The sequence below is a fragment of the Amycolatopsis sp. cmx-4-54 genome, assembly GCF_046548895.1.
Taxonomy (GTDB): domain Bacteria; phylum Actinomycetota; class Actinomycetes; order Mycobacteriales; family Pseudonocardiaceae; genus Amycolatopsis.
Window position 1 is genome coordinate 23,413 of sequence record NZ_JAEBEJ010000002.1, and the last position, 16,319, is coordinate 39,731.

Annotated in this window: 18 protein-coding genes and 1 tRNA gene; 10 read left to right on the forward strand and 9 right to left on the reverse strand. The window is 68.7% G+C overall.

Annotation, left to right across the window (positions count from 1 at the left end):
- Positions 1–23: 23 nt before the first annotated feature.
- Positions 24–521 carry an ArsR/SmtB family transcription factor gene (locus tag ACLJQ7_RS05345; protein WP_034311941.1) on the reverse strand — a complete coding sequence of 166 codons (498 nt, stop codon included), beginning with the start codon at positions 519–521 and terminating at the stop codon, positions 24–26.
- Between the two features lie 61 nt (positions 522–582).
- On the opposite strand from ACLJQ7_RS05345, the gene ACLJQ7_RS05350 reads away from it, so the two are divergent.
- On the forward strand, positions 583–1,827 hold the full coding sequence (locus ACLJQ7_RS05350) for an MFS transporter (RefSeq protein ID WP_410647041.1): 1,245 nt from the start codon (positions 583–585) through the stop codon (positions 1,825–1,827).
- Here ACLJQ7_RS05350 and dapF read toward each other — a convergent pair.
- The 3 genes from dapF to ACLJQ7_RS05365 are packed head-to-tail and all read right to left on the reverse strand — an operon-like array spanning position 1,824 to position 4,247.
- Positions 1,824–2,648 carry a diaminopimelate epimerase gene (dapF, locus tag ACLJQ7_RS05355; RefSeq protein ID WP_410647042.1) on the reverse strand — a complete coding sequence of 275 codons (825 nt, stop codon included), beginning with the start codon at positions 2,646–2,648 and terminating at the stop codon, positions 1,824–1,826. The genes ACLJQ7_RS05350 and dapF overlap by 4 nt on opposite strands.
- A gap of 10 nt (positions 2,649–2,658) precedes the next feature.
- Positions 2,659–3,561: a tRNA (adenosine(37)-N6)-dimethylallyltransferase MiaA gene (gene miaA, locus ACLJQ7_RS05360; RefSeq protein WP_410647043.1), complete on the reverse strand. Its 903-nt coding sequence runs from the start codon at positions 3,559–3,561 to the stop codon at positions 2,659–2,661.
- The gene (locus tag ACLJQ7_RS05365) at positions 3,558–4,247 is read right to left on the reverse strand and encodes a class III extradiol dioxygenase subunit B-like domain-containing protein (RefSeq protein WP_410647044.1); all 690 of its coding nucleotides are present in this window, start codon (positions 4,245–4,247) and stop codon (positions 3,558–3,560) included. Before ACLJQ7_RS05365 ends, miaA begins: the two co-directional genes overlap by 4 nt.
- A 235-nt stretch (positions 4,248–4,482) precedes the next feature.
- Here ACLJQ7_RS05365 and ACLJQ7_RS05370 point away from each other — a divergent pair, with 235 nt between their 5' ends.
- The 3 genes from ACLJQ7_RS05370 to ACLJQ7_RS05380 all read left to right on the forward strand — a co-directional run bounded on the left by ACLJQ7_RS05370 (position 4,483) and on the right by ACLJQ7_RS05380 (position 6,506).
- Positions 4,483–5,796: a DUF349 domain-containing protein gene (locus tag ACLJQ7_RS05370; protein WP_410647045.1), complete on the forward strand. Its 1,314-nt coding sequence runs from the start codon at positions 4,483–4,485 to the stop codon at positions 5,794–5,796.
- Between the two features lie 236 nt (positions 5,797–6,032).
- Complete coding sequence (locus ACLJQ7_RS05375) at positions 6,033–6,335, forward strand: hypothetical protein (RefSeq protein WP_410647046.1); 303 nt, start codon at positions 6,033–6,035, stop codon at positions 6,333–6,335.
- 12 nt (positions 6,336–6,347) lie between these two features.
- Positions 6,348–6,506, forward strand: a complete 159-nt coding sequence (locus ACLJQ7_RS05380) for a hypothetical protein (protein ID WP_410647047.1) — start codon at positions 6,348–6,350, stop codon at positions 6,504–6,506.
- Here ACLJQ7_RS05380 and ACLJQ7_RS05385 read toward each other — a convergent pair.
- On the reverse strand, positions 6,503–6,964 hold the full coding sequence (locus tag ACLJQ7_RS05385; RefSeq protein WP_410647048.1) for a hypothetical protein: 462 nt from the start codon (positions 6,962–6,964) through the stop codon (positions 6,503–6,505). The genes ACLJQ7_RS05380 and ACLJQ7_RS05385 overlap by 4 nt on opposite strands.
- Positions 6,961–8,475, reverse strand: a complete 1,515-nt coding sequence (gene miaB / locus ACLJQ7_RS05390; RefSeq protein ID WP_410647837.1) for a tRNA (N6-isopentenyl adenosine(37)-C2)-methylthiotransferase MiaB — start codon at positions 8,473–8,475, stop codon at positions 6,961–6,963. Before miaB ends, ACLJQ7_RS05385 begins: the two co-directional genes overlap by 4 nt.
- A 16-nt stretch (positions 8,476–8,491) precedes the next feature.
- Between miaB and ACLJQ7_RS05395 the strand changes: the two genes are divergently transcribed.
- Entirely contained in the window at positions 8,492–9,403 is a 912-nt protein-coding gene (locus ACLJQ7_RS05395) for a TAXI family TRAP transporter solute-binding subunit (RefSeq protein WP_410647049.1), read from the forward strand.
- Here ACLJQ7_RS05395 and ACLJQ7_RS05400 read toward each other — a convergent pair.
- Together ACLJQ7_RS05400 and ACLJQ7_RS05405 are read right to left on the reverse strand one after the other, a co-directional pair.
- Positions 9,393–10,793, reverse strand: a complete 1,401-nt coding sequence (locus ACLJQ7_RS05400) for a sensor histidine kinase (protein WP_410647050.1) — start codon at positions 10,791–10,793, stop codon at positions 9,393–9,395. The two genes, ACLJQ7_RS05395 and ACLJQ7_RS05400, sit on opposite strands and share 11 nt — an antisense overlap.
- 4 nt (positions 10,794–10,797) lie before the next feature.
- Positions 10,798–11,487 (reverse strand): response regulator transcription factor, encoded by a 690-nt coding sequence (locus ACLJQ7_RS05405; protein WP_185927233.1) that lies wholly within the window; start codon positions 11,485–11,487, stop codon positions 10,798–10,800.
- Between the two features lie 397 nt (positions 11,488–11,884).
- Here ACLJQ7_RS05405 and ACLJQ7_RS05410 point away from each other — a divergent pair, with 397 nt between their 5' ends.
- The 5 genes from ACLJQ7_RS05410 to ACLJQ7_RS05430 all read left to right on the forward strand — a co-directional run bounded on the left by ACLJQ7_RS05410 (position 11,885) and on the right by ACLJQ7_RS05430 (position 15,779).
- On the forward strand, positions 11,885–12,613 hold the full coding sequence (locus ACLJQ7_RS05410) for an amino acid ABC transporter ATP-binding protein (protein WP_410647838.1): 729 nt from the start codon (positions 11,885–11,887) through the stop codon (positions 12,611–12,613).
- A 55-nt stretch (positions 12,614–12,668) separates the two neighbouring features.
- The gene (locus tag ACLJQ7_RS05415; protein WP_410647051.1) at positions 12,669–13,529 is read left to right on the forward strand and encodes a glutamate ABC transporter substrate-binding protein; all 861 of its coding nucleotides are present in this window, start codon (positions 12,669–12,671) and stop codon (positions 13,527–13,529) included.
- Between the two features lie 84 nt (positions 13,530–13,613).
- The gene (locus ACLJQ7_RS05420; protein WP_410647052.1) at positions 13,614–14,309 is read left to right on the forward strand and encodes an amino acid ABC transporter permease; all 696 of its coding nucleotides are present in this window, start codon (positions 13,614–13,616) and stop codon (positions 14,307–14,309) included.
- Positions 14,306–15,211 carry an amino acid ABC transporter permease gene (locus ACLJQ7_RS05425; protein WP_410647053.1) on the forward strand — a complete coding sequence of 302 codons (906 nt, stop codon included), beginning with the start codon at positions 14,306–14,308 and terminating at the stop codon, positions 15,209–15,211. Before ACLJQ7_RS05420 ends, ACLJQ7_RS05425 begins: the two co-directional genes overlap by 4 nt.
- 124 nt (positions 15,212–15,335) lie before the next feature.
- Positions 15,336–15,779, forward strand: coding sequence for a class I SAM-dependent methyltransferase (locus ACLJQ7_RS05430; RefSeq protein ID WP_410647054.1), 444 nt, complete (start codon positions 15,336–15,338; stop codon positions 15,777–15,779).
- Between the two features lie 147 nt (positions 15,780–15,926).
- Here the strand turns inward: ACLJQ7_RS05430 and ACLJQ7_RS05435 are convergent.
- Positions 15,927–15,998, reverse strand: a tRNA-Glu gene (locus tag ACLJQ7_RS05435).
- Positions 15,999–16,319: the final 321 nt, after the last annotated feature.

The window sequence follows — 16,319 nt, forward strand, 5'->3', positions numbered from 1 at the left end:
TTTCGGCGGCGGGACCGAATTCATTACCTGCTGGGATACTTCGACAGGTAGATGGCCGTGCGTTTCGCGTCCGGGTCGACCGGCCGCGAGATGAAGTCGTCGACGAGCTCCATCAGCCTTGTTTCGAACTCGGCGATCTGCTCGTCCGGTACCTGGACGACCATGCGCGTCTGCTGCACCTCGTCGAATCCCACGTCGGCGATCTCGGCCAGGTAGGCCTCGAAGATCGCCTGATCGATTCCCCTGTCGCGGGAATCAAGATGCCAGGACAACCCGGTCGAGCGATACGGAATTTCTTTCGCGCCGCGCGTGCCGCGTCTCGGCGGAAGCGCTTCGAGGAACCCGGTGTCGACGAGCTTGCGCACATGGTGCAGCGTCGTCGCGGGGTCACGATCGAGCCGTTCGGCGAGTTCCTTGTTGGTCAGCGCCTCTGAGTAGGTCAACCGGATGATGCGCAGCCTTATTCCGGAGGCCATGGCGGCGATCTCGGCCTCGGTGGCGGCACGTCGTGGAGTGGGCACCGCGACAGCCTAGAGCGGAAAGTGATTGACAGTTTCCAATCACTCACGCCAAGGTGGCGTCGTGCGCAAGGACTCACTCTTCTTCCACGCCGACTTCCGGCGGCTCTGGGCCGGTGACACGGCCAGTCAGCTTGGTACCTTCGCGGGCCACACCGTGATCCCCTTGCTCGCGGCCACCGTGCTGGCCGCGACGCCGTTCCAGATGGGCCTGCTGACCGCGGCCGAGACCATCGCGTTCCTGATCATCGGGCTGCCGGCCGGGGTGTGGGTGGACCGGATGCGGCGGCGGGCGCTGATGCTGCGGGCCGACTTCGTCCGCGCCGCGCTGCTGCTCACCATTCCACTCGCCTGGTGGACAGATGTGCTGTCGCTGACGCAGCTGATCGTGGTCGCCACGCTCGTCGGCGTCGCGACGGTGTTCTTCGACGTCGCCTACCAGTCGTATCTGCCGTCACTGGTCGGCCGGGAGCATCTGCTCGAAGGAAACGCGAAACTCCAGGCCAGCCAGTCGGTCGCGTTCCTGACCGGACCGGGTGTCGGCGGCGGGCTGGTGCAGCTGGCGGGCGCGGCCAACGCCGTGCTGATGACCGGGGTGGGCTTCCTGACCTCCGCGCTGTGCCTGCTGCGGATCCGCACCGTCGAACAGGTCCCCGAGCGGCACGCCGACGAGAAGCTGCTCCCCCAGATCGTCGAAGGGCTGCGGTTCGTGTTCACCGACGCGGCCCTGCGCTCGATCGTCGCCTGCACCGCGACGGCCAACCTGGCCAACGGCGCCTTCACCGCCGTGCAGATCCTGTTCCTGAACCGGGAACTCGGCCTGTCGCCGGCGGTCGTCGGTGTCGTGCTGGCGACCGGTGGCGTTGGCGGGATCATCGGGGCGATCCTGGCCGGGCGTATCACGCGGCGGATCGGGCAGGCCCGCTCGATCTGGTTCGTCCCGTTGCTGACCTGGCCGTTCCAGTTGCTGCTCCCGCTCGCCGCGCCGGGCTGGCGGATCGTGCTGTTCCCCGCGGCGCTGGCGATCGCGGGGTTCGGGATCATCGTCTACAACGTCGCGCAGGTCTCCTACCGGCAGGCCGTCTGCCCGGACCGGCTGCTCGGCCGCATGAACGCCAGCGTGCGCTTCGTGGTGTGGGGCATGCTGCCGCTGGGCGGGCTGGTCGGCGGTGTGCTGGGTGAGACGATCGGCGTCCGGGGAACGCTGTGGTTCGCCGCGGCCGGCGAGGCGGCCGCGGTGTTGTGGGTGGTCTTCTCGCCGATCCGGAAGCTTCGCGACCTTCCCAAGGAGCCGGTCGCGGTCGGTTAGACGAGCCCGGCCCACCAGGTTTCGTCGAGTTCGCCGCGCGCGACGATCTTCGCCGGTCCGGTCAGCGTGGACCCGCCACGGCGCACATCGACCACAACGCGGCCGCCGGGGATGTCGACGGTCGCTTCGCCGGTGTCGGTTCCCGCGAGGTGCAGGGCGGCGGCGACCGCGGCGACCGTGCCGGTACCACAGGAGCGCGTCTCGCCGACGCCGCGTTCGTGGACGCGCATCTTCAGCTCGTTGCCGCCCAGCAGGTTGATGAACTCGAGGTTCACGCCGTCGGGGAACACATCGGAGTCGAAGTCGGGCTGGTCGCGCAGGTCGAGCACGTCGACGTCGTCCTCGACGACCGACACCAGGTGCGGGTTGCCGACGTTCACCGCGACGCCGGAGAACGGCTGCCCCGCGACCACGGTCACCGAAGTACCGGTGATGGTCGCCGGCCCCATCTGCACGGTCACCGATCCGTCCGCGTGCATCCGCACCGGCCGGTCGCCGGCGCGGGTGCCGATGACGAACTCGCGCTCGGACACGAGCCCGGAATCGACCAGGTGGCGCACGAAGACCCGGACCCCGTTGCCGCACATCTCCGCGATGGAGCCGTCGGCGTTGCGGTAGTCCATGAACCATTCGCCACCGGACTCGACGCCCAAGGCGGCCGAACGCACGATCCGAAGCACGCCGTCGGCGCCGAGACCACGCTGACGGTCGCACAGCGCCGCTACCCGCGCTTCGGTCAGCTCGAGGCGGCCGTCGGGGTCGGGAAGCAGCACGAAATCGTTCTGTGTGCCATGTCCCTTAAGGAATTCGATGCCGCCCATGCCCGCAAGATTACTGGGCCGTCACTTCGAGGACGCGCTCGGCCAGCCGCTCCGAACCGCCGTCCAACCACTCGATCCGCTTGTCCCGCCGGAACCAGGAACGTTGCCTTCGCACGAACCTGCGGGTGGCTTGCGCGGTGGCCTCAGCGGCGGCTTGGAAGTCGCCGTCGCCGTCGAGCGCGGCGATCACCTGCTGGTAACCCAGCGCCCTCGACGCGGTGAGCCCGTCGCGGAGTCCGTGGCCCAGCAAAGTCCGGACCTCGTCGACGAGCCCCGCTTCGAACATGAGCTCCACGCGGCGATCGACACGGGCGTCGAGTTCGGCCGGTTCGCGATCGATGCCGATCAGGACCGTGTCGTAGCGCGCGGGCCCCGGTTTCGGCAGGTTCGCCGAGAACGGTTCGCCGGTGATCTCGATGACCTCCAGCGCGCGCACGATCCGGCGGCTGTTGGTCGGCAGGATGGCGGTGGCGGCCACGGGGTCGAGTTCGGTGAGCCGGGCGTGCATCGCGGCGACACCGATTTCGTCGGCTTCGGCGGTCAGCCGGGCGCGCACGTCCGGATCGGTGCCCGGAAACGTGAGGTCGTCGAGCACGGCTTGGACGTACAGACCCGAGCCGCCGGTGAGGATCGGCACACGGCCGGCGTCGAGGAGGTCTTCGACGCGCTGACGTGCGTCGCGCTGATACGCGGCGACGGACGCCGTCTCCGTGACCTCGAGGACGTCCAGCAAATGATGCGGCACGCCCCGCCGCTCTTCGAGGGTCGCCTTGGCCGTCCCGATGTCCATCCCGCGGTACAGCTGCAGCGCGTCCGCGTTGACCACTTCACCCCCGAGGGTGAGGGCCAGTTCGACCGCCAGCGCGGTCTTCCCGGTCGCCGTGGGCCCGACGACCGCGACCGGCCGGATCACGCGCGCTCCCAGATCGCGACGTGGTAGCCGACGCCGAACGGCGCGGCGGAGTAGAGGACCTCGGCGGTCCAGTCCCCGTCCGCCGCCAAACCGGCGAGGACCTGCCAGGGCGCGCGGCCACCCGCCCCGAGTTCGGTCGCCAGAGCGGGGTCGAGTGCGGACAGCGCGCCCGTGTCGGCCTTGGCCAGCGCGTCGCGGATCCCGGCGTCGAAATCCCCCGCGCGCTCGTCTTCGCCACCGGGGGAACGCGGGCCGTGCCGGCTCGAACCGTCGCCGAGGACGAGTAGCGCGGCGGGCTCTCCCAGTCCGACGGCGAACTGTTCGCACTGGTCGGAAGGGGTGGCTGGGTCGACGAGGTGGACTCGGACGGACGCCGCGCCGCCCTGCTCGCGCAGCCAGCCGGCCACGAGCGCGGGCAACGGCAGCTCGGTTTCCGCAGTTGTCACCCGGCTGAGTGAGACTCCGAGGTCGACGCCGAATCCCCGGAAGGAGCCGCTCGCGTGCTCCGGTACCCCGGGCGCGCCCGGGGCCGCGCCGACGACGACCCAATCCGGCGAAACGCTGGTCAGGCGCCTCGCGGCGGTGAGGCAGGCTTCGCGCAGCTCGGCGCATTCGTCCGCCGCTCCGGCGGCGAGTTCGGGGATGAGCAGCGGGGGTTGCGGGAGCACGGCGACACGGCGGATCACGGCCGCCGACGTTACCTTCCCCGCCCACGGGGACCCGCAACCGACCGACACCGAGGGTCCTCCGGAAGTAGGATCACTGCCCTCTGGTGGTTCATCCGGTTCCACGGTGGACGCTGAGCTGCTTGAATGCCGCAAGGGGTTGATACCCCCGAAGCAAGACGGCAACGCATTACCCGGCCCCGCCGCTAGGCGGGGCGCCCGCGCCAGCGGGCGTACAGGCGATAAGGAGCCTGCGATGGCCCAGGAGAACACGTCCACCGGTACCCCGGCACCGCACCCGGTACCGCACGCGCTCGGTGGCGGGCACCCCGCACCCCCCGTGCCGCCCGCCGAGCCCAGCCCGTCCGCTTGGGGCAGGGTCGACGACGAAGGAACGGTCTACGTCACCACACCCGACGGCGAGCGCGCGGTCGGTGTCTGGCAGGCCGGGAGCCCGGACGAGGGTCTGCTCCACTACGCGCGCCGCTTCGACGACCTGCGCACCGAGGTCGAGCTGCTGGAAACCCGCCTGGAGTCCGGCGCGGGCGATCCGAAGCACGCCCTGGCGACGGCCACGCAGCTGCGTGGCGGCCTCGCCGAAGCCGCCGTCGTCGGCGACATCGCCGCGCTGAGCGGCCGCATCGAACAGGTCATCGCCCACGCCGAGAAGGCGCTGGCCTCGGCCAAGCAGGAGCGTGAGGAAGCCCGCGCGGCCGCCGTCGTCCGCAAGCAGGCCCTCGCCGACGAGGCCGAGAAGCTCGCCGCCGAGTCGACCCAGTGGAAGGCCGCCGGCGACCGGCTGCGCGCCATCCTGGACGAGTGGAAGACCGTCAAGGGGGTCGACCGCAAGACCGACGACGAGCTGTGGAAGCGGTTCTCCAAGGCCCGCGAGGCGTTCAACCGGCGCCGCGGCTCGCATTTCGCCGAGCTCGACAAGCAGCGCGCGGGCGCCAAGCACCGCAAGGAAGAGCTGATCGCCGAGGCCGAAGCGCTCTCGGAGTCGTCGGACTGGGGCGAGACGGCGGGCCGCTACAAGGACCTGATGACCGAGTGGAAGGCCGCCGGCCGCGCTCCCAAGGACAGTGACGAGGCGCTCTGGCAGCGTTTCCGTGCCGCGCAGGACAAGTTCTTCGCCCGGCGGTCCGCGGTGTTCTCCGAGCGGGACGCCGAGTTCGCGACCAACGCGCAGCAGAAGGAAGAGCTGCTCGTCGAGGCCGAGAAGATCGATCCCGCCGCGAACCTCGAGGCGGCGAAGCAGCACATGCGGCGCATCCAGGACCAGTGGGACGAGATCGGCAAGGTCCCGCGCGAGCGCATCCGCGAGCTGGACGGGCGGCTGAAGGCCGTGCAGGACGCGATCAAGTCGGCCGAGGACAGCAAGTGGCGCCGGACCGACCCGGAGGCGCAGGCCAGGGCGGCGCAGTTCCGCGAGCGGGTCGAGCAGTTCGAGTCGCAGGCGGCGAAGGCCCGTGCGGCGGGCGACGAGCGGCGCGCGAAGAAGGCGGACGAGCAGGCCGCGCAGTGGCGTGAGTGGCTCGAGGCGGCGGAAGCGGCCATCGCGAACCGGTAGGTCTTCAAGCGCGTGAAGGCCCCCTTCCCTCGGCTGAGCCGAGGGAAGGGGGCCTTCACGCGCTAATCGCGGGGTTAGGCGAAGGCGACGTGATGCGAAAGCCACTTTCGCAACGTTGAAGGTTGCGAAAGTGGCTTTCGCAACGTCGGCAACACGTCACTCCACTGTGGAGGGACGGCTAGCACCTTCGCGCGTATTCGAGCGCTCTCCGCGCTCGACCGTGGTCGACTTCGATCATGAACCAGACACTGATTCCCCCAGTACGCCGGGCGTTCGCCGCCCTGGCGATCAGTTGTGCTCTGGTGGCCGGGCTCGCCCCGGCCGCGGCGGCGACCGGTTCCCCGGCACCGCTCCCGGCCTCCTCCGAAGCCGGAAAGAAGGCCGGAAAGAAGAAGGTCAAGCTCGACGCCTCGCTCAGCAAGAAACAGGCCAAGGTCAACGAGCAGGTCACCCTCAAGGGGACTTTGCAGGCCCAAGAAGGCACCGACAGCACTGCCGGCACCGACAGCCTCGAAGCGATCATCGTGCAGCAGCTTTAGGGCAGCGTCTGGGTGAACATCGCCGACACGACATGCCGGCCCAACTCGACGTTCTCCCTGAGGCTGAGTTTCTCCTTCAGCGCGGTGATCACGCTGAGGGTCTATCACCCGGAAACGACGCTCTACGCGAGCGCCTATACGTCCAGCAACCTCACCTTGCGGGTCGGCTAGCTGCGCGAGAAGGCGGCACGCATCCAGTAGATGGCCAGCGCGACGGTGGCGATCCAGGCGACGATCAGCCCGAAGCCCGGACCGCCACCGACCGCGCCGGTCGCGTTCGAGGACTGCTGGGACCAGATCGCGAGCATTCCGTCGACGGAGGCGAACCAGCCTCCCGCGGCGCAGACCCAGGCCAGCCACCAGCGCCGCGTCACCAGCGTGACGGCGGAGACGAACACCCCGACCCCGGTGGAGGTCGCGGCGAACAGCTGCGGGATCCCGCCGCCCTCGCCGAGCAGCACCTCCCAGCCGGCGTGCTCGCCGACCCAGGGCAGCAGCTGCGCGACCAGCAGCACGAACACCAGCACGGCGATGGAGAACCCGCGCCTGCCCAGTTCGATCGTCTTGGCCGCGCGTTCGCCGACTTCGTCGATCTCGGCGGCGAGTTCGTCGATCTTCGGTTCGGTCACAGTGCACACCCGCTCACCGGTTCCGGCGTGACGGCCGGGGTACCGAAGCCCGGCAGGCCCAGCGTCACGCCGTTGGTCTTCGGCCGCAGCCCGGCCTCGGAGTTGTCGCCCGCCTTGGTACGGCGGTGCGAAAGCAGATCGCCGTCGGCGACGAGATGGTGCGGAGCGCCGTAGGTCACCACGGTCTCGACGACGTCGCCGGGACGCACCGAGCGGTCCACGAGCGGTCCCGTCGGCGTGAAGTGGACGAGCCTGCCGTCCCGCGCGCGGCCGCTCATGCGCCGCGTCTCGGTGTCCTTGCGGCCTTCGCCGGACGCCACCAGCAGCTCGACCCGCCGCCCGACGATCTTCTTGTTCTCGTCCCAGGAGATGTCGTTCTGCAGCTTCACGAGCCGTTCGTAGCGCTCCTGCACGACCTCCTTCGGCAGCTGCCCGTCCATCTCGGCCGCGGGCGTGCCCGGCCGGATCGAGTACTGGAAGGTGAACGCGCTGGAGAACCGCGCCTGCGCGACGACGTCGAGCGTCGCCTGGAAGTCTTCCTCGGTCTCGCCGGGGAAGCCGACGATGATGTCGGTGGTGATCGCGGCGTCGGGCATGGCCTCGCGCACGCGGTCGAGGATCTTGAGGTAGCGCGCGGAACGGTAGGACCGCTTCATCTCGCGCAGCACCCGGTCCGAACCGGACTGCAACGGCATGTGCAGCTGGTGGCAGACGTTCGGCGTCTCGGCCATCGCGTCGATGACGTCCTCGGTGAACGCCGCCGGATGCGGAGAGGTGAACCGGACGCGCTCCAGCCCGTCCACCGCACCGCAGGCGCGCAGCAGCTTCCCGAAGGCGAGCCGATCACCGAACTCGACGCCGTAGGAGTTCACGTTCTGACCGAGCAGGGTCACTTCCAGCACGCCTTCGGCGACGAGCGCCTCGACCTCGGCCAGGATCTCGCCGGGGCGGCGGTCGCGTTCCTTGCCGCGCAGCGCCGGGACGATGCAGAAGGTGCAGGTGTTGTTGCAGCCGACCGAAATCGACACCCAGCCCGCGTACGCCGAATCGCGCTTCGCCGGGAGCGTCGAAGGGAAGGTCTCGAGCGATTCGAGGATCTCGACCTCGGCCTCGGCGTTGTGCCGCGCGCGCTCCAGCAGCGTCGGCAGCGAACCGATGTTGTGCGTGCCGAAGACGACGTCGACCCAGGGCGCGCGCTTGACGATCTCGCCGCGGTCCTTCTGGGCGAGGCAGCCGCCGACGGCGATCTGCATCTCCGGCTTCGCCGTCTTCTGCGGCCGCAGATGGCCGAGGGTGCCGTACAGCTTGTTGTCCGCGTTCTCCCGCACCGCGCAGGTGTTGAACACGATCAGGTCGGGTGTGGCCTCGCCGTCACCCGGAACGTAGCCGGCGTCCTCGAGCTGCCCGGCAAGACGTTCGGAGTCATGCACGTTCATCTGGCAGCCGAAGGTGCGGATCTGGTAAGTACGCGCGCTCATCTCGCCTTCGAGGGTACGCGGGCGGGGTTCCATGGCACGATCGACCCTCATGAGGAGACCAGGGGTGCTCGCGGTGGTGATCGCCGTGGTCTGCGCCCTGGTCGCCGGGTGCGGACCGGATCTGTCCGGCACGAAGGTGCGGATCGCGGCGGGGCTCAACGGCGGCGTCTACGACAAGCTGGCCGAGGCGCTGGCCGATGCCTGGACCGCGCAACTGGACACCCAGCGGCCGGAGATCCAGGAGACGCACGGCTCCCCGGACAACATCGACCGGGTGCGCGCGGGGAAGGCCGACGTCGCGTTCGTGGCCGCCGACGTCGCCGCCGCGAAGAGCACCGGGCTGGCCGCACTGGCCCGGGTGCACGACGACTACCTGCACGTCATCGTGCGGGCCGACTCGCCGGTCGAGTCGTTCGCCCAGCTGCGCGGGCGCAAGGTCGCGATCGGCTCACCGGACTCCGGCGTCGAATTCCTGTCGAAGCAGTTGCTGACGGCGTCCGGTCTCACCGGCGCGATCGACCGGCGGAACCTGGGGATCGACGAAGCGCTGCCCGCGTTGAGGGACCGGCAGATCGACGCCGTGATCTGGTCCGGTGGTGTGCCGACGCCGTCGATCACGGAAGCCGTGCAGACGTTCGGTGTGCGGCTGCTCGACATCACCGACCTCGCGGACGCCCTGCGGGCCTCCAGCCCGGTGTATCGCACGGCGACCATCCCGGTGACGGCCTACAACCTGTCGGAGCCGGTGACCACCCTCGTCCTGCCGAACTTCCTGGTCGTACCCGCCTCGATGTCCGACGACGTCGCCGAGGCGCTGGTGCGCGGCCTGTTCGACGCGCGGGACCAGCTGGTCAAGGCGGCGGGGGCCGCGCTGTCGATCGACGTCCACCCCGCCATCGAGACCTCTCCCCTGCCGTTGCACCCCGGTGCGCTGCGCTACTTCCGTTCGCTCAAGAACTGACGATCGGCAGGGTCACGGTCACCTCGAGGCCGCCGCCCTCGGGTGAGCCGAGCCGCAGCGAACCGTCCGAGCGGGCCAGAATCTCGGTGACGATGGCCAGGCCGAGGCCCGATCCGGGCACGTTCTGATGCGCGGTGCTGCGCCAGAACCGGTCCGCCGCGCGGTCCAGCTCGTCGTCGCGCAGGCCGGGGCCGTGGTCGCGGACGGCGATGTCGACCTTCCCGTCCGCGGTGGTGACGTCCACCCGCACCTCGGTCCCCGGCTCGGTGAACTTGAGCGCGTTGTCCAGCAGCGCGTCGAGGACCACTTCGAGGCCGCGGGCCGGGGTGAGCACCCGCAGTCCGCCGCCAAGGCCGGTCGCCACCAGCGTGATGTCGCGTGCCGCGCCGACCACGGTCCAGTCGGCGACCCTGGCGCCCACCATCTCGTCGAGGCCGACCGGCACCAGTTCGCCACCAGAGGCCTCGGCGCGGGCCAGCGAGAGGAGTTCGTCGAGGATCTGGTTGAGCCGTCGCGCGTCGACGACGGCGGCTTCGAGGTCGGCAGCGGCGAGGTCGTCGTCGACGTGGCCGTCGAGGTTGCCGAGCCGGATCTTCAACGCGGTCAACGGGTTCCGCAGCTGGTGGGAGGCGTCGGCGACGAACGCGCGCTGCGCCGAAAGTGCCTCGTCGACGCTGGCGGCCATCCGGTCGAAGGACCGTTCGAGCTGCCGTAGTTCCGGCGGCCCGCCGGTCTCCCCCACCCGTTTGACCTCGCGTCCGCTGACCACGGAGGCGACCAGTTCGCCGGTGGCGTCGTCGAGCCGCCGGACCGGGCGCAGGATCCAGCGCACCACCGGCACCGCGACCAGCAACGCGATCCCGAACGCCAGCACCGCGCCCGCCGCGATGAGCAGCCACCACCACAGGAGTTCGGTGCGGGCCTTGCCGGTCGAGGACACGGTGATCACCGCGCCCCGCACCTCGCCGTCGATGAGGATCGGCTCGGCCAGCACCAGCGGCTCGGTGGTCCACGGTATCAGCAGCGCTCCGGGCTCCGAACGCCGCCCCGCCAGCGCCTGCTGCAGATGCGAGGCGATGACGGGGTCCTTCAGGTCGATCCCGGATGTCTCACCCGGCCCCCTGACGACGGATTCGCCGTCCTGGTCGACGATCGCCACCGGCACGTCGTAGACCTCGGTGTAGCGGTGGAGCTCGTCCACGATCAGGTCCGGCCGGTTCTCCACCAGCGGTCGCTGGGCCAGCGACGCGAACCGGGAGGTGTCGGTGAGACGGTCGAGGAAGAGGTCGAGCTGCACACTGGCCGCCACGCTGAGCGCGAGCGGGATGCCGAGGCCGAACACGAGCGCCGCGACCAGCGTCAGCACGATCGCCTGGAGGCGGACGCGCACCGGCTCAGCCCTCTTCGGCCGGACCGTAGGCGCCGCCGAGGCGGTACCCGACGCCGCGGACGGTCTCGATCAGCGCGGGCCTGCCCAGTTTGGTCCGCAGGGTGGCGACGTGGACGTCGAGCGACCGGCTCTCCGCGGGACCGCGATGCCCCCAGACCTCGTTCAGCACGTGATCACGGGCGCAGACCGCGCCGCGGGCGGTGACCACCAGCGCGAGCACCTGGAACTCCTTGCGGGACAACGAAACCGGCTGCCCGTCGACCTGCACCTCGTGGCGCCCGATATCGACCGAGACATCACCTGCCCGGATGACGCCCGGCGGTTCGGGCGCGGCGGGCCGTTCCCCGCGGCGACGGCGCACGGCCTCGACCCGGGCGACCAGTTCGTCGACGTCGTAGGGCTTGACCAGATAGTCGTCGGCGCCGGACCGGAGCCCTTGGATCCGGTCGTCGACCTCGCCTCGCGCCGATACGACGATCACCGCGACGTCGCTGACCGCGCGGATCCGGCGGCACAGGACGATCCCGTCGATGTCGGGGAGCCCGAGGTCGAGCAGCACGACGTCGACCTCGTGCACCAGATCGAGCACCCCGGCGCCGGAGGCGAGGCGTTTGATCGTCAGGCCGCGCCGGGTCAGCGCGGGCGTCAAGGCACCCGCGACCCGGTCGTCGTCCTCCACCAGCAGTACCCGCACCCGTGTTTTCCCTTTCGCGCCGTCACCGCCACCGCGACGACTTGAAGAACGACTCTATGGGGTGAGTCACCTCTCGCGCTGCCCGTACCGCTGGGCCGGATGGCTCTGTGAGGGACCCACTGCACGCGGTAATGGTCACGATGTGTCACAGATCTGCTGTGACCCCGGTTACGGGACACCCCCGCCTTGTCTAGGCTGATCAGCGCCGGACGGAGGTGGACCGGGGCCGTCCGGTGGCTTGAGAACGATACGGACTTGAAACCCTAAGTATTGGTCAAGCCGTCTTTACAAGCGGTCCGACGGGAGTAGGTTTCCGCCATCGCGTGGTGCCTGACCCCGCAGTCCCCTGCAAACGAACGCTCCTGGAGGCCAGATGACCGCGGAGGTGGCGGCGCCGATGATCAAGGCGGCCGCCGTGAACAAGTACTTCGGCGACCTGCACGTGCTCAAGGAGATCAACCTCGAGGTGCCGCGCGGGCAGGTCGTGGTCGTGCTCGGGCCGTCCGGGTCTGGCAAGTCGACGCTGTGCCGGGCGATCAACCGGCTGGAACCCATCAACTCCGGTGAGATCGCGGTGGACGGCGTGCCGCTGCCCGCCGAAGGAAAGGCGCTGGCCGCGCTGCGCGCCGACGTCGGCATGGTGTTCCAGTCGTTCAACCTGTTCGCGCACAAGACGATCCTCGAGAACGTCATGCTCGCGCCGATGAAGGTCCGCAAGGTCAACACGGCCGAGGCCCGCAAGACCGCGATGGACCTGCTCGAACGCGTCGGCATCGCCAACCAGGCAGGCAAGTACCCGGCGCAGCTCTCCGGCGGGCAGCAGCAGCGGGTGGCGATCGCCCGCGCGCTGGCCATGCGCCCCAAGGTGATGCTGTTCGACGAGCCGACCTCGGCGCTGGACCCGGAGATGGTCCAGGAGGTCCTCGACGTGATGACCACGCTCGCCAAAGACGGGATGACGATGCTCGTCGTCACCCACGAGATGGGCTTCGCGCGGCGCGCGGCGAACCGGGTGGTGTTCATGTCCGACGGCGAGATCGTCGAGGACTCCACCCCCGACGAGTTCTTCACCAAGCCGAGGACGGATCGCGCCAAGGACTTCCTCGGCAAGATCCTGACCCACTGAGGTCTTCCCCGCCGGCCGGTATGGCTGGACAAGATTCGGAAGGAAACTGAGAACAATGCGGTTGAACCGAGTTCTGCGAATGAGCGCGGCCGTCGTGGCGGCCGGTCTCGCCCTCTCCGCCTGTGGTGGCGGCGGCGGGTCGGACGCCGGCAGCGGCTCCAGCGGCGCCAAGAACGTGGTGGCGAAGGCCAAGAGCGACAAGAAGCTGGTCATCGGCATCAAGTTCGACCAGCCCGGTCTCGGCCAGAAGCAGGCCGACGGCACCTACGCTGGTTTCGACGTCGACGTGGCGAAGTACATCGCCAAGGAGCTCGGCGTCGAAGAGTCGGGGATCACCTGGAAGGAAGCGCAGTCCGCGCAGCGTGAGGACCTGATCAAGAAGGGTGAGGTCGACTTCATCGTCGCCACCTACTCGATCACCGACAAGCGCAAGAACGAGGTCTCCTTCGCGGGCCCGTACTTCATCGCCCACCAGGACCTCCTGGTGCGTGCCGACTCCACCGACATCACCGGCCCCGAGTCGCTGACCGGCAACAAGAAGCTCTGCTCGGTCAAGGGTTCGACCCCGGCGCAGAACGTCAAGGAGAAGTACGCCAAGGACGTTCAGCTCCAGGAAGTCGGCAAATACACCGACTGCGTCACCTCGCTGCTGAACAAGACCGTCGACGCCATGACCACCGATGACGTCATCCTCGGTGGCTACGCCGCGCAGCAGCCCGGCAAGCTGAAGCTGGTCGGCAAGGGCTTCACCGACGAGAAGTACGGCGTCGGCCTGAAGAAGGACGACAACGAGAGCATCACCGCGATCAACAACGCGATCAAGAAGATGCAGCAGGACGGCGCGTGGAAGGCCGCTCTGGAGAAGAACGTCGGCCCGTCGGGATACAAGATCCCCGAGCCCCCGGCCATCTCCTGACACTCGGCTCGCTGAGCCGCTGAACTGAAGGAATCGAACGGTGCGCCGTGTACCGCGGCGCACCGTTCCCGTACCGAGGCTGGGTTGAGCACCTTGTTCGATTTCCTCGACAATCCCAATTACGACTTGCTCGGCGCCTTCTGGATGACGATCAAGCTCACCTTCTTCTCCGCGATCGGTTCCCTGATCTGGGGCACCATCCTGGTGGGGATGCGGGTGAGCCCGGTTCCGATCATGCGGGCGTTCGGCACCGCCTACGTCAACATCTTCCGGAACACCCCCCTGACCGTGATCATCGTCTTCACGTCGCTGGGACTGTCCTCCACCCTGGGACTCAACCTGGCCTCGTCGGAGTCGACGACGTCATTGGATGACAACGCCTTCCGGCTCGCGATCCTCGGCTTCGTCGCCTACACCGCCACGTTCGTCTGTGAATCGCTGCGGTCGGGCATCAACACCGTCCCGGTCGGCCAGGCGGAAGCGGCCCGCGCACTGGGGCTCGGCTTCGTCCAGGTGCTGACCCTGATCGTGTTGCCGCAGGCGTTCCGGTCGGTGATCGCGCCGCTGGCGAACGTCATGATCGCCCTGCTGAAGAACACCACGGTCGCGTCGATCATCGGTGTCGCCGAGGCGTCACTGCTGATGTCGGACATGGTCGAGAACGAGTCCGACTCGCTGTTGCTGGTCTTCCTGGTCTTCGCCGTCGGTTTCGTCATCCTGGTCCTCCCCCTCGGCCTGCTGCTGGGCTGGGTCGCCAAGAAGGTCGAGGTCAAGCGATGAGCGCGCAGACCGTCCTCTATGACATTCCCGGGCCGAAGGCGCGAGCACGAAACTGGCTCTACTCGGTTCTTTTCGTGCTCGTCGTGGCACTGGTCGCGTACCTCGTCTACGTGGGCTTCGACGAGAAGAACCAGTGGGCCGGCGCGCTGTGGGAGCCCTTCGTCAAGGGTTCCACCTGGACCGAATTCATCCTGCCCGGTCTCCTCAACACCCTGAAGGCCGCGGCGCTGTCGATCGTGATCGCGCTGCCGATCGGTGCGCTGCTGGGCATCGGCCGGTTGTCGGAGCACAAGTGGATCCGGGTCCCGGTCGGCGCGGTCGTCGAGTTCTTCCGGGCGATCCCGGTGCTGCTGCTGATGGTCTTCGCCGCCGCGTTCTACGCGTTCTACACCGACATCGACGCCGAGATCCGCCCGCTGTTCGCGGCGGTGACCGGCCTGGTGCTCTACAACGGTTCGGTCATGGCCGAGGTGTTCCGCGCGGGCATCCTTTCGCTGCCCAAGGGCCAAGGTGAGGCCGCGTCCGCGCTGGGTATGCGCAAGACCCAGATCATGATGACCGTCCTGCTGCCGCAGGCGGTCACCCTGATGCTGCCCGCGCTGGTGAGCCAGCTGGTGGTCATCCTCAAGGACACCGCGCTGGCCGGTCAGCTGACCATCGGCTTCAACGAGCTGATCCGCAGTACCGGGCCGCTCACCGGTCTCTACGGCAACACGATCCCGACGCTGATCATCGTCGCGATCATCTTCATCGTGCTGAACCTGCTCCTGAGCTGGTTCGCGTCGTGGCTGGAGAACAAGCTGGCGCGGCGGAAGAAGGCGCCCAAGGGCGCAAAGCCGGTGCACTCCGCACCGTCCAGCGTGGTCATGCAGCGCGACGACGCGAGCGGTGGGGCGCTGTAGCTCCGTCGAAGTACATGAAGGCCCCCTTCCTTGCGTCCAGGTACAGGAAGGGGGCTTTCATGTACTTCGGGATAGGCCTCTTGGTCCTGTCGGGACGGTGACCTCGTCGGCTAACGTCGGCCGTATGGCGGACCAGGCCGCGACGCTGCTCGAAGCGCTGCCGGACCTGGCGGGCAGGTCGGTCCTGGTCGTCGGGTGCGGTGATGGCCGCTATCCGCGCCTGCTCAGACGAGAGGGTGCGCGCCGCGTGGCCGGCGTCGACGCGGACCAGACGCTGATCGCGGCCGCGCAACGCGAAGAGGAACGCGACCCCGTCGGGGTTTCGTACGAGGTCCACCAGCTCGCCCGGCTTCCGGCGATGGGTGCCTTCGACATTGTCGTGGCTTTCCTGGACTCGCCCGAACCTCTTGGTCGCGTCGCCACGAGCCTGGTGACGGGCGGACTGCTCGTGGCCGTCGCCACGAACGGCGTCGGCCTGGAAGAAGCGTTGCGGGACAACGGTTTCCAGGACATCGTCCTGCGCCGTCACAAAAGTGGCGACGTGCACAGCGCCCGCAAAATGGGTTGAGTCGCGCACCCTGGTGTCGAGCCAGGCTGGCCGGGGCTATGAATCCCGGCCGGTCGCCGGACCGTGCGCGTCTGGCGGCATGGGACACACGGACCCCACACCGCCGCACCGGTACGACGGAACAGGTTTCCCCGCCGTGCCGGGGCGTAGCGCGTGTGGGAGTCGAACCCACGTCACCGGGGTGAAAACCCGGTATCCCTTCCGCTGGACCAACGCGCCTTGGCCTGGAACACAGTCCGGCGCGCACCGCGCACCGGACTGCTTCGTTCCAGAAATCAGGGTCACCCAAAGAAAAAGCCGCCCGGTTCGGTTTCCCGATGGGCGGCTCCGCGTAGGCGACGTCCGGTTAGGACATCGGCCTGGAGCCGTGTTTTTCTTCCATGCCAAGGGCCATGGCGTAACAACGTCGCGTCATGTGTCCTCCCTTGGTGGTGTGCGGTAAGGATGCGTCAAAGCGGTGGGTGACGGCAACCGATTTAAGCTCGTGCCCGACCACGCCACCGCCGCCCTTGCCCGGTACATGGAGGGAAGGCGCGAAGG

Bases quoted from the DNA above. Each gene is read 5' to 3' on its own strand.
- ACLJQ7_RS05370 (WP_410647045.1), top strand. From the start codon at position 4,483: ATGGCCCAGGAGAACACGTCCACCGGTACCCCGGCACCGCACCCGGTA.
- ACLJQ7_RS05395 (WP_410647049.1), top strand. From the start codon at position 8,492: ATGAGGAGACCAGGGGTGCTCGCGGTGGTGATCGCCGTGGTCTGCGCC.
- ACLJQ7_RS05425 (WP_410647053.1), top strand. From the start codon at position 14,306: ATGAGCGCGCAGACCGTCCTCTATGACATTCCCGGGCCGAAGGCGCGA.
- ACLJQ7_RS05375 (WP_410647046.1), top strand. From the start codon at position 6,033: ATGAACCAGACACTGATTCCCCCAGTACGCCGGGCGTTCGCCGCCCTG.
- miaB (WP_410647837.1), bottom strand. From the start codon at position 8,475: ATGGAACCCCGCCCGCGTACCCTCGAAGGCGAGATGAGCGCGCGTACT.
- dapF (WP_410647042.1), bottom strand. From the start codon at position 2,648: ATGGGCGGCATCGAATTCCTTAAGGGACATGGCACACAGAACGATTTC.
- ACLJQ7_RS05410 (WP_410647838.1), top strand. From the start codon at position 11,885: ATGATCAAGGCGGCCGCCGTGAACAAGTACTTCGGCGACCTGCACGTG.
- ACLJQ7_RS05415 (WP_410647051.1), top strand. From the start codon at position 12,669: ATGCGGTTGAACCGAGTTCTGCGAATGAGCGCGGCCGTCGTGGCGGCC.
- ACLJQ7_RS05430 (WP_410647054.1), top strand. From the start codon at position 15,336: ATGGCGGACCAGGCCGCGACGCTGCTCGAAGCGCTGCCGGACCTGGCG.